This is a genomic window from Agrobacterium sp. DE0009 (assembly GCF_007680755.1).
In the GTDB taxonomy this organism is placed as follows: domain Bacteria; phylum Pseudomonadota; class Alphaproteobacteria; order Rhizobiales; family Rhizobiaceae; genus Agrobacterium; species Agrobacterium tumefaciens_B.
The window spans coordinates 737,468-751,085 of record NZ_VEIU01000001.1; the positions used below are offsets into that span (position 1 = coordinate 737,468).

A 13,618-nucleotide genomic window follows, 5' to 3' on the forward strand; every position below is an offset into this window, starting at 1 on the left:
CATTGCCGGGAGAGTGTTTCTTCAGGCATGAAGTGGACGCTGGGGCAAAGAACTGACATGCCGCTTGTTTCTTCTCGATCCAGATATAACGGTGGTGGTTACAGCCAGTATCACTCCGCAGCGACAGCCAGAGTCCTCTGCTTGCTCGCCGCCAGCATCCCGTTGAAATCCTTGTGATTCGGGCACGCCGACAGGCGCTGCTGGAACGCTTCGGAGAGCCACTGGCCAGCGGGCCCGGCAGGCGAATCGACCCGCCGCAACGTGAAGAGTGGATATTCGCCCTGCTCATAGGCCTCAAGTTCAAGCGCCTTCAGACTTCCATTGGTGAGGTCATTGCGGACGAGCGAGGCCGGCAGGCCGCCCCAGCCGAGGCCACCCTTGATGAGCTGGTACTTGGTGGCGATGTCGCTGACGCGCCATGTCTTGTAGGACAGCACATTAAAATCCCGCCCCTTGGTCAGACCTGAAGCATCGGTGACCACGAGCTGAACTTCCTCGCGTACGTCGGCAAGAACCAGCGGGCGTTCGATCTGCGCCAGCTGGTGATCGGCCGCAACCACCGGCAGCATGAAGGAATGGCCGACCTTCTCCGTCACGAGTTCATCATCCTGGCGCAAAACCGCCCCACCGATGCCGATACCGGCCTTGCGGGATAAGACCATCTCCATGACCATGCCCAGTTCGCCGACGTTGAGGCTGAGCGTCACGGTTGGGAATTGTTGGCGAAAATCGCGCAGCACCGCAACGACGGCCTCCGCCGGCACCATGGTGCTGATAGCGACGGAAAGTTCCGCTTCCAGGCCCTGTTTCAGCCCCTTGGCGCGGGCGCGCATTTCCTGCAGACCCGCAACGATGCGCCTTGCATCCTCCAGCATGGCGCGGCCTTCGTCGGTCAGTTTGGGCTGGCGCACACCGTTGCGCTCGAACAGGGTGACCTCCAGCTGTGCCTCGAGATTGGCGATCGTATAGCTGACCACCGACTGGGCACGATTAAGCGCCCGCGAAGCCGCAGAAAAACTACCGGTCTCGGCAACCGTTAAAAACACCTGCAATTGATCGAGTGTCGGGTTCGCGTCCATGTCCCATCCATTTTATCGATAGATCGCTTCCACATTATCACAGTTTTCTTGATGGCACTAATTTTTCATATAAGGCGCAAAGGCAGGGCATCGTGCTCTCCCGCCCTCCCAAGGCGCCCGTGAATTCACCGCATAAGTAAGGAAAAGACCATGTCCAACATTCTGCTCATCACTTCCAGCCCACGCGGCGACGAGTCGGTTTCCAACAAGTTCGCCGGTGAACTGGCGGGCAAGCTGAAGGCCAAGTCGCCTTCGAACACGCTCGTCCACCGCGATCTCGCGGCTGATCCAATCCCGCATCTCGACACCGTCAAGACTGCGGCCATCCGCAAGGCACCGGACCAGCGCACGGCTGAAGAAGCGGTTGCCGCCGACTATTCCGACAAGCTGGTTGCCGAGCTTCTCTCGGCCGACACCGTCGTCATCGGCACCGGCCTCATCAACTTCAACATCTATTCCGGCCTGAAGTCGTGGATCGACAACGTCGCCCGCGCCGGCCAGACCTTCAAATACACCGAAACCGGCCCGGTCGGTCTCGCCACTGACAAGAAGGTGTACATCGTGCTCGCTGCTGCCGGCGTTTATTCGGAAGGCCCGGCCGTATCGATGAACCACGCCGTGCCCTACCTGAAGACCGTTCTCGGCTTCATGGGCATGACCGATGTGGAAGTCATCTATGTCGAGGGCCTGGCATTCGGTCCGGAAGCCGTCGAAAAGGCTGTTGCCGCCGCTGAAGCCAAGGTTGAAGAACTGGCGCAGGCCGCCTGAGGCAATTGGAGCTGATATCGAAAGATATCAGCCGACCCACATTCCGTAACGGCCGTGGACCTGGTCCCGGCCGTTATTTTTTGCCGCATACAGACGCGCATCTGCCTCGGAGAGAAGTTCGAGAAACAGCCGGCCATCTTCGAGGCCCGTCGCCACACCGATACTGACGGTCAGGAGCGTACCGTCCGGCCTTCGCAGACCCGCAAGGACAGCGTTGCGCAACTCTTCGGCAAAGCCGAGGGCCGTTTCATGTGTCATGGCTGGAAGCAGAGCGACAAATTCTTCGCCGCCAAAACGATAGAGGTGGCCATGGGGCTGAACCAGCTGCTTCAGCACAGCCGCGAAGTTTCGCAGCATGTCGTCGCCCTGAAGGTGACCAAAACTGTCGTTGACCGTCTTGAAGTGGTCGATGTCAACAATCATCACGCTGACGGGTCGGCGCTTCTCCGTGCAGTCGAGAACGATGGAGGGCGCATCAAGCTCCATGCGGGCGCGATCTGAAACGCCCGTCAAAACGTCGCGTCCGGAGCGGGATAACAGCTCTTCGTAACGCTCCCGGAAAGTGAGATCGTTGAAAACATCCGCGATGTTGCGGCGTATCAAAAAACGGCCCTTGGCGGAGGTCAGCCACAGGTAGACCGCAAAAAGCAGGGAATAGACGGCGACCGCCGCCATCTTTGCCTTCCAGCCATCATAGAACACGTCGATCGGCGCGTCGAACAGCAAACGCAATGCGCCATAAAAGCCCGCCTGATCGAGGCTGAGGATAACGACACCACAGATGCCGAAACGCAGGACGATATGGCGCTGCAGATACCGGCCCAGCTTTTCGTAAAACAGGATGATGGCGATGGCATCAATATAGAGCAGGCTGGTGCCCCACACCATCAGCACGCCCATCTCATCCAGAAAGGCGGTGCTGGCGGCCTGTCCGGGCACGATCGCCACCGTCTCGTGAAAACGGATGAGCTGGGCCATGATGACCGTCAGGATGTTGCCGAGAAACAGGCCGTAGATCGGCTGTCGCACCACCGCCGCATCCTCGCGCATGTAAAGCATGAGGATCATCATCAGCTTGCCGGCAAAAAGGATGGAGGAGCCGGGAGATGCCACGCCGAAAGGCAGCTGTACGTAAAAGACGGCCGCCAGATAGGTTTCCATGAAATGCATGACACCCAGGGCGGTGAGAAAGACACCGATGCCCAGGATATGCCGATAATGCAGGAAAGCCGTCATGACCGAGAAATAGACGACGGCTTCCGTTAGAAAGAGGGCGAGATTTGCCCAATGCATCGGCTCATGCCTTACCTGTTAACGCCGCGTGGCGCCCTTGGCACGCGGCTTCATTGTTTTAGGATAGGCTGAAGCAACCAACGGAATCTTAATGTCCGCAGCGAGAAAAGGTCATCATTCTCAGGGGAAGAGCGAAGCGCCATTCTGATCAATGATGAGCTTTGCCTTGCGAATCGTGAACTCCACCGCGTCATCCATGCTGGTGAAGACATCCGCGCGGACGAACTCGTGCACCAGCACCTCATCACCCGCCTTTTTCTCGATGCGGCCCGCCAAGCGAAACTGGCCGCCTTCCTTGATCGGCGTCGCATAGATCAGGTAATCGCCATGGGCATGCGGCTCGGCCTGCGCTACTTTCTGCGGCCCGTCAGAGGACGGCTGGCCGGAGCCGAAGGCCGAGAGGATTTTTGAAAAAAACGATGCCATGGCTTTCACTCCCTCAATTCGTCTAACATGCGAAGGGCGGCATTGGCCCGCCCCTCGCTGTCATCCTGTCCGGATCAGATGATCAAGTTCGACAGGATGTCATTTTCGGTGATGTCTTCATAACCGAGACCGGCCGCTTCAAAGCGCTCCAGCAACCCGGCGAAGTTTTCCTGCGCGTTGGTTTCGATCCCGATCAGGATCGAGCCGAAGTTGCGAGCCGATTTCTTCAGATATTCGAAACGGGCGATATCATCGTCCGGACCGAGCAGGTTGAGGAAGTCGCGCAGCGCGCCCGGGCGTTGCGGCAGGCGCAGAATGAAGTATTTCTTGACGCCGGTGTAACGCATGGCGCGTTCCTTCACATCCGGCAGGCGTTCGAAATCGAAATTGCCACCGGAGACCACCGCAATCACGGTCTTGCCTTCCAGCCTCTCGCGGCCAAGCTTTTCCAGCGCGGCGATGGAAAGCGCGCCGGCAGGCTCCAGCACCACGCCTTCCAGGTTCAGCATCTCGATGATCGTCACACAGATGGCGTTTTCCGGGATGAGCTGGACCTGATCGGCCGGAAAATCCTTGAGCGCCTTGAAATTCAGGTCACCAATGCGGGCGACGGCTGCGCCATCAACAAAGTTGTCGACCTTGTTCAGCGTCACCGGCTCGCCGCGCTCCAGGCTCTTCTTCAGGCTCGGCGCACCCTCGGGCTCGCAGAACACGAAGTTTTCCTTCGCCACGGTCCCGGCCAGGAAACCGGTGAGGCCGGCTGAAAGACCGCCGCCACCGACCGGCATGACGACGATATCGGGCTTCGTGCCGTCGGGCAGCTGATCCATGATTTCGGCCGCGACAGTCGCCTGTCCCTCGATGATGTCCTCATGGTCGAAGGGCGGCACCATGTAGCCGTCATTATCCTGCACGTGCTGGCGGGCAGCCGCATAACACTGGTCAAAAATGTCGCCCACCAGACGAATCGAGATGAATTCACCGCCGAAGATGCGGGTTTTTTCGATCTTTTGCTGCGGTGTTGTTACCGGCATGAAAACAACGCCGTGAACGCCGAAATGGCGGCAGGCGAACGCAAAGCCCTGGGCATGGTTGCCGGCCGAAGCGCAAACGAAAATCTTGTCTTTTCCGGCTTTTGCGACGGCCTTGCGCAGAAAGTTGAACGCGCCTCTAATCTTGTAGGAACGAACCGGGGACAGATCCTCACGCTTCAGCCAAATCGACGCGCCATACCGACGGCTGAGATGTTCATTCAACTGCAGCGGGGTTTCGGGGAATATTTCCCGCACTTCCCGCCGCGCTGCTTCCACAAGCTGCTTGTCCACGATAGTCAATCCATTGAAATTCATAATGGCACCCGCTATGCCATAGGACGGCGTCAGAGACAAAGATTCATTTCAGCGCGGCCACGAACCCTGGGTTTCATTTCTTGAACAGCAATCTCCTGCGCTCCGTCATTTATGTCGCGTCCATCTTCGGGCTTTACCTTGCGACGGCCATGTTCTTGCCCGCGCTGACCGATCTTTATTACGGCAATGACGACTGGATGGTGTTTGCGCTTTCAGGTTTCATGTGCGGCGGCTTCGCACTTGCCTGCGCGCTTGCGACGCGTGGGCCGATCGCCTCCTTCAACAAGCGTTTCGGCTTCCTGCTCGTCAACGTGCTCTGGCTGGTATTTTCGATTGTCGGCGCCGTTCCGCTTTACCTGTCACAGCTCGATCTGTCCCCCGGCCAGGCGCTGTTCGAATCCGTCTCCGCCATCACCACGACCGGATCAACGGCCATATCCGGCCTCGATAACGCGCCGCAGGGCATTCTTCTCTGGCGATCCCTACTCTGCTGGCTCGGCGGTATCGGTATCGTGGCGCTCGGCCTCTTCATCCTGCCGCTCCTGCGTGTCGGCGGCATGACCTTCTTCCGCATGGAATCGTCCGATACGGGCAACGACCGGCCTTTCGCGCGGCTGGCAAGCTTCACCCGCGCTTTTGTGGCGATCTACATCGTCATGACCATCGCCTGCACGGTAGCCTTCGATTTTGCCGGCATGTCGCATTTCGATGCGCTGAACCACGCCATGTCGACAGTGGCGACCGGTGGCTTTTCCACCCATGATGCCTCTTTCGCCTATTTCAACAATACCGCGCTGCTTTGGATCGCCACCATCTTCCTGATCTTCGGCAGCCTGCCCTTCTCGGTCATGATCCTGCTCGCCGTGCGCCGTCGGCTGGAAACGCTGCGCGACCCGCAGATCGCTGTTTTCCTCGGTTATCTCTGTGCGATCTCGATTGCCGTCGGTGTCTACCACCATTTCAGGAATGGCGTGCCACTGGATGACGCGCTGAGCCATTCCTTTTTCAACATGACCTCGATCCTTTCGACGGGCGGTTTTGCCAGCGACGATTATACGCTCTGGGGGCCCTTCGTTGTTGTCGTTGCCTTTTTCGCAACCTTCATGGGCGGCTGTTCCGGTTCGACCGCGGGCGGCATCAAGGCCTATCGTTTCCTCATCATGTTCAATGTCGTGCGGGCCGGCCTCAAAAAACTGATCTATCCCAACGCTGTCTATTCCGTACGTTACGGCCAGCAGGTGGTCGATCCGGATACGATCCGGACGATCTTCCTCTTTGTCAGCTGCTTTATTGCCCTGTGGATCGCCGGCAGCCTTGCCATGAGCCTGATGGGTTATGATTTTCTGACTGCCACCTCGGCGGTTGCGACCTCGCTCGCCAATGTCGGCCCCGGTATCGGTCCGATCATCGGTCCGGCAGGCAATTTCTCCACCATCAGCGATCCCGCGCTTTATCTCCTGTCCGTGCTGATGCTGCTCGGACGTCTGGAAATCCTGACGGTTCTGGTGCTGATGATGCCGATTTTCTGGCGCAGTTAAGGTGTTCACGCACATGATGCGATGACATGAATAAAGCGCTTGACCTTCCCACGTTGGAATAGTCCAGGCTCTGTTGTGTTAGACTTCCAAACCACGGAGACCGCCTATGTGCAATGGCCATCAGCACAATCACGAAACCACCGCCGCCCCTGTCAACGCAGGCCTTTCCTTTCACGTTGAAGACATGACCTGCGGCCATTGCGCCGGTGTCATCAAGGGTGCGATCGAAAAGACCGTTCCCGGTGCCGCCGTGCATGCCGATCCGGCAAGCCGCACGGTCGTCGTCGGCGGTGCATCCGATGCTGCGCACATTGCCGAAATCATTACTGCGGCTGGATACACGCCGGAAGCGCGCGCCTGAACAGAAAAGATTCCGGCGGCGCTCCACTGCCGCCGCCGGATCACACTGCCTGCCCCGCCTAACGCTGTACGTTGGCTGACGGCCATTGGACGACATCGAGGTCGTCCCCTCCCGCAGCAAATGCCTCTGCCCACGTCGGTGATGAAGAATTCATTCCTCTGGGCGTCATCCTCGGCCCTGTGCCGAGCATCTAATCACGTCGAATAAAATCAATCGGTTGCAGATCCTCGGGACAAGCCCGAGGATGACGCCGGAGCGTTTGGCGCAACTCGTCATTCCAAATCGATTATGACCCTTGCCCAGGAAATTAACCCTTCGGCAGCGGACCTGATCCGGCGTCCCAGCTGCGGCGCGGACGTCACCATAACAGCCGAAACCCGGCTCTTGCGAGCCGGGCCCTGTTTCGTCAGAACCGCTGGATTGGCTTACTTCGTCGCCAGGTCCTTGGTCATGATGAAGAAGTTGATCGGATGCGGTTTGAAGTTCTCGACCTTGTCCGAATAAGCGTCGAACGCTGTCTCGTGGATCAGATAGACGGTGACCGCTTCGTCATAGATCCTATTCGCCGCCTCGGCATAAATGGCGTAGCGCTTTTCCGGCTCGGCCACCGCATAGGCCGATTTGATCAGCTTGTCCGTTTGCTCGCTGCAATAGTGCGAGATATTGTAACCGCCTGTGCAGGTGTAGTCAGCATTGAGAAAGCCGATCGGTTCGGCAACATCGGTGGCGTAACCGCGCGACAGAAGCACCATGTCGAAATTGCCGGACAGAAGATCGGGCTCGATCGCCGTGTAATCTGCAACGCGAACATCGACCTTGATCCCGATTTCCTGCAGCTGCGCCTGGATGACGGCAGCAACGTCCTTGAGTTCGGTTCTTTCAGTGTAAGCCAACAGCGTCAGTTTCAGGCTGCCGGGAGCAATTCCCGCCTCTTTCAACAGAGCTTTTGCCTGTTCCAGGTCATAAGCAGGCTTGACGTCCTGGGGCGCCCAAGGCTCTCCCGGCGCGAAGGGCATCGTCGCGGGTTTTACCGCACCCTCATAGATGCTGTCGGCAATACCGGCGGTGTCGATGGCGGCCCGGATCGCCTGCCGGACCTTGATATCCTTGAACGGCGCCTTGGAATTATTGAGCAGCATCTCCGTAATCCGGGGCACCGTGATCGGTGCGACCTTGACGCCCTTCGCCGCTTCAACGGTCTTTACCGCCCAGGGTGGGATCACGCGTGAAATCTGCACCTCACCGCTTCTTATCTGGGTGGCGCGCGTATCGGCATCCGGAATGAAGTTCACACGGCCGCCTGAAAGCTTCGGCATGCCGTTCCAGTACTCATGGTTCGCGGTCAGCTCCATATATTGGTTTGCATCGACCTTTGTGATCTTGAAAGGCCCGGTGCAGGTTCCAATGGGATCGACCTTTCCATCCTTGTAAGCCGCTGGTGCGAGGATAGTGGTTGCGGGGCTTGCCATCTGCGCCGGGACCAGCACAGACGGCTCGATGGTGGTAATCTTTACGATATCGTCGCCACCCGCCTCGACCGCGGCAATGAGTTTGGGCGAAAATGCCCGGGCCGGAACGGGCGCCTTCAGGAGATTGGTGAGCGCATTGACAGCGGCGGCGGCATTGAGCGGCTCGCCATTCTGGAATTTCACGCCCTTGCGAAGTTTGAATTCCCAGACTTTGGGCGAGGTCTGCGTCCAGGATTCCGCAAGGCCAGGTTCCAGCGTCGTGTCATAACCGACACGAACCAGACTTTCGAAACAACCCGCACGCGAACCGAGATAGGCATCGTCAGACGCCATCTGCCAGCCGGTCTTGACGCCGGTGTAATCGTCATAGGTGATCGTTTGGGCCATTGCCGTCTGTGCCCCGAACGAGGCCACAGTGGCGCATGTCGCCAAAATTGCGTACTTCATCATGGAAGATCCCCTTTTATTTTGGTGATAACGCTCACAATGCGTGCATCTTCAGTAAAAATAACATGACAGCAAAATATCCTGTGGATACATCGCGAATATCCATCAGATTAACTTCTATTTTATGTTTTATACTCGGAATTTTATTCCGATATTAATCTGCAAACGCACAATTCATCTGTTTTTACATCACCAGAAAACTGCACCTGCGCCTTCCGTCAACCCAGCTCCTGCCAGCGATGACAGCGGGCGAAATGCTCGCCGGAAACGCCTTCCAAAACAGGCTCCGCCTGACTGCATATCCCTGTCGCGTATTTACAGCGGGTGTGGAATTTGCAGCCGTCGGGAGGATTGAGAGGGCTCGGCAGATCGCCGTCCAGAAGCATTTCCGGAGCATAAAGCCCTGTCTCGTCCAGCATGGACGACGCAATCAGCGCCTTGGTATAGGGGTGCTTCGGCGCCCGGAAAAGCTCCTCGCGGTCGGCGATTTCAACGACGCGGCCGAGATACATCACTGCGATACGATCGCAGAGATATCGCACCACACGCAGATCGTGCGAAATCATCAGAACCGTCAGCCCGTGACGACGCTTCATGTCCATCAGAAGGTTCAGGATCTGCGTCCGCATCGAGGCGTCGAGTGCCGATGTCGGCTCGTCGCAGACAAGGAAGCTCGGATTGAGAAGCAGCGCCCGGCCGATGACGACGCGCTGCAGCTGCCCGCCGGAACATTGGCTCGGATACCGATCGTAAAAGGAGCCGTCGAGCCCGACCTCCTCCAGCATGCGGAAAACCCGGTTCGTACGTTCCTCACGCGTGCCGAGGCCATGTTGGGCAAGCGGCGCTTCCATACTCTGGCCGATGCGCATGCGCGGATCGAGCGCGGAATAAGGGTCCTGGAAAACCAGTTGCACGACCCGACGCATGCGCCGCAGCGCCTCACCGTTCATGTGCAGCATATCGTTCTGCCCGATGCTGACCTCGCCCCTGGTCGCGTGGGTCAGCCGCGTGATCAGCCCGGCAACGGTGCTCTTGCCGCATCCGGATTCGCCCACGAGGCCCAGAACCTCCCCCTCTCCGATTGTCAGGGAGACATCGTCGACGGATTTCACCACCCGGTGACCAAGGCCGGATATCGGGTAGTATTTGCAAAGGTTCTTCGCGACCACGAAGGGCTTGGGCATGGTTTCCGCCGATGGGGCGGTCTGTGTCATTGCTGTCGATAGCATTGTCGTCGCCCTCCTCAGCAGATTGCGTGGTTCTGATGGTCGTGACCGGAATGATCATGCCCCGCGGGGTCGTGACCCACCGCCCAGCATCGCGCCTTGCGCCCCTCCGGCAGAGTATTCAAATCCGGCTCTGTCGCCATGCAACGCCCACCCATGCCCGTCGAGTTCGCGATTGCACAGCGCGGATGAAACCGGCAACCGCAGGACATGTCGTGCGCCTGCGCGCTGGAACCCGGGATTGTCAGCAGTTGCCCCTCGCTGTCGGTGGTCAGCAGTGAGCAGCTAATCAGCGCCTTGGTGTAAGGGTGCTGTGGCGCCTTGAGGATCGCCTGGGTCGGCCCCTCCTCGACGATGCGGCCGGCATACATGACCGCGATCCTATCCGCAAAAGCGGCGACAACGGAGAGATCATGGGTGATCAGCAACGTTGCCAGCCGGCGCTTGCGCCGCTCGTCATCGAGCAGACGCAGGATTTGTGCCTGGACGGTGACATCAAGCGCCGTCGTCGGCTCATCGGCGATCAGAAGCTGCGGATTGCCCGACAATGCGGCCGCAATCATCACGCGCTGCGCCATACCGCCGGAAAGCTCGTGAGCGAAGCACTGCGCCCGCGCCGAGGGATCGGGAATGCCGACGTCTGACAGCAGGCTGACGACCCGGTTGAGCGCAGCATTCCGGCTCATCTTGCGGTGGACCCACAGTGGCTCGGCCACCTGCGTCCTCACGCGGCTGGTGGGATCCAGCATCGCCTGCGGCTGCTGGAACAGCATGCTGATATCGGCACCGCGCAGCGCATCGAGTTCAGAAGATGAAAGAGCGAGAATGTCGCGTCCGGCAAAGGAAATGCGGCCGGAATCGATTTCCGCGCCCTGCGGCAAAAGCCGCATCAGCGACAGTGCCGTCATGCTCTTTCCCGAGCCGGATTCGCCGACAAGCGCGACGACTTCGCCGGCGTTGACGGTCAGCGTCAGGCCCGAAATAACAAACTTGCGACCATTCTGCGTCGGCACGGAAACGTGCAGGTCTTCTATCTCCAGAAGCGGTGCGCGCTCGGGAGACATGGCCGTGTTGGCAAGCGTTTGTCCTTCGATATTCATAAGAGTTCCCCTTATTTTTATTGAATCGGAGGCATTTGCGTAATTTCATGCGGCTTCAGGCGATAGTACTCTCCTTTTGGTTCTGTTGCGTCATTCATACTTGACGAATATCAAATCGATCGTCGCCGGTTTGCGGCTTTCATTGACCGTCAGATTTCTTCGTTTCCAGATTGAGCCCGTGGCCGATCCAGGTCACGCTGAGTGCGGCAAGGAAGATGGCAAGACCCGGTGCGATGACCAGAACCGGCATCCGCTCGGCATAGGCCTGCGCATCTGCCAGCATCAGCGCCCAGTCGGCGGCCGGTGGCTGGACTCCAAGCCCAAGGAATGACAAGCCACCCACCGTGATCAGCTTGTGGCCGAAGCGTAGAAAGGCCACGGCCGCAATCGGCCAGATGGTGTTGGGAATGATGTGCCGGAAGATGATGAAGCGCCGTGTGCAGCCAAGCACCTCCGCCGCGCGGATATATTCGCGGGAATTGATCGACAGCGTCAGCCCCCGCGCCAGCCGCGCAAAAGGCGTCCAGCCGACGATCGTCAGCGAGGCGATCAAGGTACCATAGCCGGGTCCGAAGATGGCCACGAGGAAAATCGCGATCACGACGTCCGGGATCGCGATGAGCAGATCCACTATGCGCATCAGCACCTCGTCGACGATACCGCGGCTGCGGCCACTGATGATGCCGACGAAGGTGCCGATGGCCACGGAGAGAATGACGGTGATGGCGGCGATGGTCACCGTAAAGCGGCCACCGATCAAAAGCCGGCTGAGCACATCGCGGCCGAGATGGTCGGTTCCGAGCCAGTAAAGACTGCTGGGCGCATTCAACCGCAGGCGAAGGTTCTGCTTTGCGGGATCGTAGGGCGAAATCCACGGCGCGATGATGAGCAGCACGATGATGGCGAGGAAAATCGCCGCCCCCGCGTAAAAGGTCCAGTGCCGCCGGCGAATGAAATCCGTAAAGCGCGACAGGCTGGAGGAGCGTTTGGGCAGGGCCAACGGCATGGCGGCGGACGCCGCAGCTGGAAAATGACTAGTGGTCATGGTGACCTCGTATCGCTGGATTGATCAGGACATAAAAGCTGTCCGCGAGGGTGTTGATGAGAATGGAAAGCGCCACGATGCAGACGAAACCGCCCTGCAACATCGGAATGTCGCGATTGACCACGGCGTCGTAGAGCAGCCGGCCCATACCGGGAATGGCGAAGATTACCTCCACGACCACCGATCCGCCGAGCAGGCCCGCCAGCCACAATGCAAAAAAGGTGACGACCGGCAGCGAGCCGTTGCGGATGCCGTGACGCATGACGGTGCCATGCATGCCAAGGCCACGGCTGCGGGCCGCCGTGATGTAGGGGGCACGCAGAACCTCGGCCATGGCGGCACGCGTCACCTGGGTGAAATAGGCGAGCGGTCTGAGCGTGAGCGTCAACGCCGGCAGCACCAGCGAGCGCCAGCTGTCCCATCCGGCTGAAGGCAACCAGCCGAGATAGAGCGCAAAGACCAGCGCCGACATGGGCGCGAACCAGTATTCCGGCGTCGCGACGAACGTCTGGATCATCAGCGTCGCGAAATTGTCGAGCCGCCCGCCGGGGCGCATGGCGGCCAGCGTGCCGAGCGGGAGCGCAACCGCAACCGCAATGGCAAGGGCTGTCAACGCCAGGGTGACCGAAACCCAGAGCGATCGCATCAACTCTGCGGCAACCGGCTGGCTGCTGGTGAAGGAAAATCCGAGATCGCCCCGCAATGCATTCCCCAACCATGCGAAATACTGCACGTAGAGAGGCCGGTCGAGACCGAGGCTGACCCGCAGCGCCTCCACCGCGTGCGGATCGAGCGCCGTATCCCGCATGCGCGAAAAGAGGATGGTGCGGGCCGGATCACCGCCCGCCATATAGGGCAGGAGAAACGCGATAACGGACACGATCGCCAGCATCAGGCACAGAATGAGAAAGCGCTGTAATATCCGTATCCACATAGCTTGGTCTCCTTCACCGTCATTGGTGTCTGCACTGCACTTCAAACCGGCTTTTCACCGGGAAAACGGCCGCTTATTTCGCGAGGCGCTGTAGCTCCATAATCGGACCGGAGGTCCCCTTGAGCATGCCGGACCTTTTCGGCACGACGGCAACCGGGGCAAAATCAACGTCGTCGGAATGGGCCAGATCCTGAATGATCGGGCATTCCGGTTCTCCGTTATCAGGGCAATAGGTGGCGAGGTTTCGAAGCGTATCGGCCATTTCCCGGAGCGTGTGCATCTTTGCCTCCAGATCGACCACATGCTCCATGACGATGCGTTTGACGTCGCAGGAAGCGCCGCCGGGATCGCGCCAAAGGGTCATGAGCTGCCTGATTTTTTCGATGGAAAAGCCGAGATCGCGGCCGCGTCGGATGAAGCGCAGCGTTTCCAGATCGTTGGTCGTGTAGACCCTGTATCCGGAATCCGTGCGGTTTGCGGATTTGATCAGGCCGATGGTCTCATAGTGCCTGATCATTTTCGCAGAAACACCGGAGGCGGCGGCGGCGGTGCCAATATTCATCGATCCTGCTCCTATCTTTCC

At 58.9% G+C, this 13,618-nt stretch carries 13 protein-coding genes; 3 read left to right on the top strand and 10 right to left on the bottom strand.

Going from position 1 to position 13,618, the window contains the following annotated elements:
• Positions 1–110: 110 nt before the first annotated feature.
• A complete protein-coding gene (locus tag FS804_RS03750; RefSeq protein WP_144574832.1) occupies positions 111–1,079 on the bottom strand; it encodes a LysR family transcriptional regulator in 969 nt (322 codons plus the stop codon).
• Positions 1,080–1,229: 150 nt separating this feature from the next.
• Between FS804_RS03750 and FS804_RS03755 the strand changes: the two genes are divergently transcribed.
• Entirely contained in the window at positions 1,230–1,847 is a 618-nt protein-coding gene (locus FS804_RS03755; protein WP_144574834.1) for an FMN-dependent NADH-azoreductase, read from the top strand.
• Positions 1,848–1,874: 27 nt separating this feature from the next.
• Here the strand turns inward: FS804_RS03755 and FS804_RS03760 are convergent, their stop codons facing one another.
• From FS804_RS03760 to ilvA, 3 genes are all read right to left on the bottom strand, one after another.
• Entirely contained in the window at positions 1,875–3,140 is a 1,266-nt protein-coding gene (locus tag FS804_RS03760; protein WP_144574837.1) for a diguanylate cyclase, read from the bottom strand.
• 120 nt (positions 3,141–3,260) lie between these two features.
• Entirely contained in the window at positions 3,261–3,566 is a 306-nt protein-coding gene (locus FS804_RS03765; RefSeq protein ID WP_144574840.1) for an HlyU family transcriptional regulator, read from the bottom strand.
• A 74-nt stretch (positions 3,567–3,640) separates the two neighbouring features.
• A complete protein-coding gene (ilvA, locus tag FS804_RS03770; RefSeq protein WP_144574843.1) occupies positions 3,641–4,915 on the bottom strand; it encodes a threonine ammonia-lyase in 1,275 nt (424 codons plus the stop codon).
• Between the two features lie 80 nt (positions 4,916–4,995).
• Here ilvA and FS804_RS03775 point away from each other — a divergent pair, with 80 nt between their 5' ends.
• Both FS804_RS03775 and FS804_RS03780 read left to right on the top strand, forming a co-directional pair.
• Positions 4,996–6,453: a TrkH family potassium uptake protein gene (locus tag FS804_RS03775; protein WP_186376645.1), complete on the top strand. Its 1,458-nt coding sequence runs from the start codon at positions 4,996–4,998 to the stop codon at positions 6,451–6,453.
• Between the two features lie 106 nt (positions 6,454–6,559).
• Complete coding sequence (locus FS804_RS03780; protein WP_144574846.1) at positions 6,560–6,814, top strand: heavy-metal-associated domain-containing protein; 255 nt, start codon at positions 6,560–6,562, stop codon at positions 6,812–6,814.
• 425 nt (positions 6,815–7,239) lie between these two features.
• Here FS804_RS03780 and FS804_RS03785 read toward each other — a convergent pair whose 3' ends face one another.
• The 6 genes from FS804_RS03785 to cueR all read right to left on the bottom strand — a co-directional run bounded on the left by FS804_RS03785 (position 7,240) and on the right by cueR (position 13,597).
• The gene (locus FS804_RS03785; RefSeq protein ID WP_144574849.1) at positions 7,240–8,733 is read right to left on the bottom strand and encodes an ABC transporter substrate-binding protein; all 1,494 of its coding nucleotides are present in this window, start codon (positions 8,731–8,733) and stop codon (positions 7,240–7,242) included.
• A gap of 215 nt (positions 8,734–8,948) precedes the next feature.
• Complete coding sequence (locus FS804_RS03790) at positions 8,949–9,959, bottom strand: ABC transporter ATP-binding protein (protein WP_063951276.1); 1,011 nt, start codon at positions 9,957–9,959, stop codon at positions 8,949–8,951.
• Positions 9,960–9,973: 14 nt separating this feature from the next.
• A complete protein-coding gene (locus FS804_RS03795) occupies positions 9,974–11,056 on the bottom strand; it encodes an ABC transporter ATP-binding protein (protein WP_144574852.1) in 1,083 nt (360 codons plus the stop codon).
• Positions 11,057–11,195: 139 nt separating this feature from the next.
• Positions 11,196–12,101 carry an ABC transporter permease gene (locus tag FS804_RS03800; protein ID WP_144574855.1) on the bottom strand — a complete coding sequence of 302 codons (906 nt, stop codon included), beginning with the start codon at positions 12,099–12,101 and terminating at the stop codon, positions 11,196–11,198.
• On the bottom strand, positions 12,091–13,035 hold the full coding sequence (locus tag FS804_RS03805; RefSeq protein WP_063951279.1) for an ABC transporter permease: 945 nt from the start codon (positions 13,033–13,035) through the stop codon (positions 12,091–12,093). The genes FS804_RS03800 and FS804_RS03805 overlap by 11 nt, the downstream gene beginning before the upstream one ends.
• 73 nt (positions 13,036–13,108) lie before the next feature.
• Entirely contained in the window at positions 13,109–13,597 is a 489-nt protein-coding gene (cueR, locus tag FS804_RS03810; RefSeq protein ID WP_063951280.1) for a Cu(I)-responsive transcriptional regulator, read from the bottom strand.
• Positions 13,598–13,618: the final 21 nt, after the last annotated feature.

Coding starts and splice junctions, on each gene's coding strand:
- FS804_RS03750 (WP_144574832.1), bottom strand. CDS start 1,079: ATGGACGCGAACCCGACACTCGATCAATTGCAGGTGTTTTTAACGGTT.
- FS804_RS03755 (WP_144574834.1), top strand. CDS start 1,230: ATGTCCAACATTCTGCTCATCACTTCCAGCCCACGCGGCGACGAGTCG.
- FS804_RS03760 (WP_144574837.1), bottom strand. CDS start 3,140: ATGCATTGGGCAAATCTCGCCCTCTTTCTAACGGAAGCCGTCGTCTAT.
- FS804_RS03765 (WP_144574840.1), bottom strand. CDS start 3,566: ATGGCATCGTTTTTTTCAAAAATCCTCTCGGCCTTCGGCTCCGGCCAG.
- ilvA (WP_144574843.1), bottom strand. CDS start 4,915: ATGAATTTCAATGGATTGACTATCGTGGACAAGCAGCTTGTGGAAGCA.
- FS804_RS03780 (WP_144574846.1), top strand. CDS start 6,560: ATGTGCAATGGCCATCAGCACAATCACGAAACCACCGCCGCCCCTGTC.
- FS804_RS03785 (WP_144574849.1), bottom strand. CDS start 8,733: ATGATGAAGTACGCAATTTTGGCGACATGCGCCACTGTGGCCTCGTTC.
- FS804_RS03790 (WP_063951276.1), bottom strand. CDS start 9,959: ATGCTATCGACAGCAATGACACAGACCGCCCCATCGGCGGAAACCATG.
- FS804_RS03795 (WP_144574852.1), bottom strand. CDS start 11,056: ATGAATATCGAAGGACAAACGCTTGCCAACACGGCCATGTCTCCCGAG.
- FS804_RS03800 (WP_144574855.1), bottom strand. CDS start 12,101: ATGACCACTAGTCATTTTCCAGCTGCGGCGTCCGCCGCCATGCCGTTG.
- FS804_RS03805 (WP_063951279.1), bottom strand. CDS start 13,035: ATGTGGATACGGATATTACAGCGCTTTCTCATTCTGTGCCTGATGCTG.
- cueR (WP_063951280.1), bottom strand. CDS start 13,597: ATGAATATTGGCACCGCCGCCGCCGCCTCCGGTGTTTCTGCGAAAATG.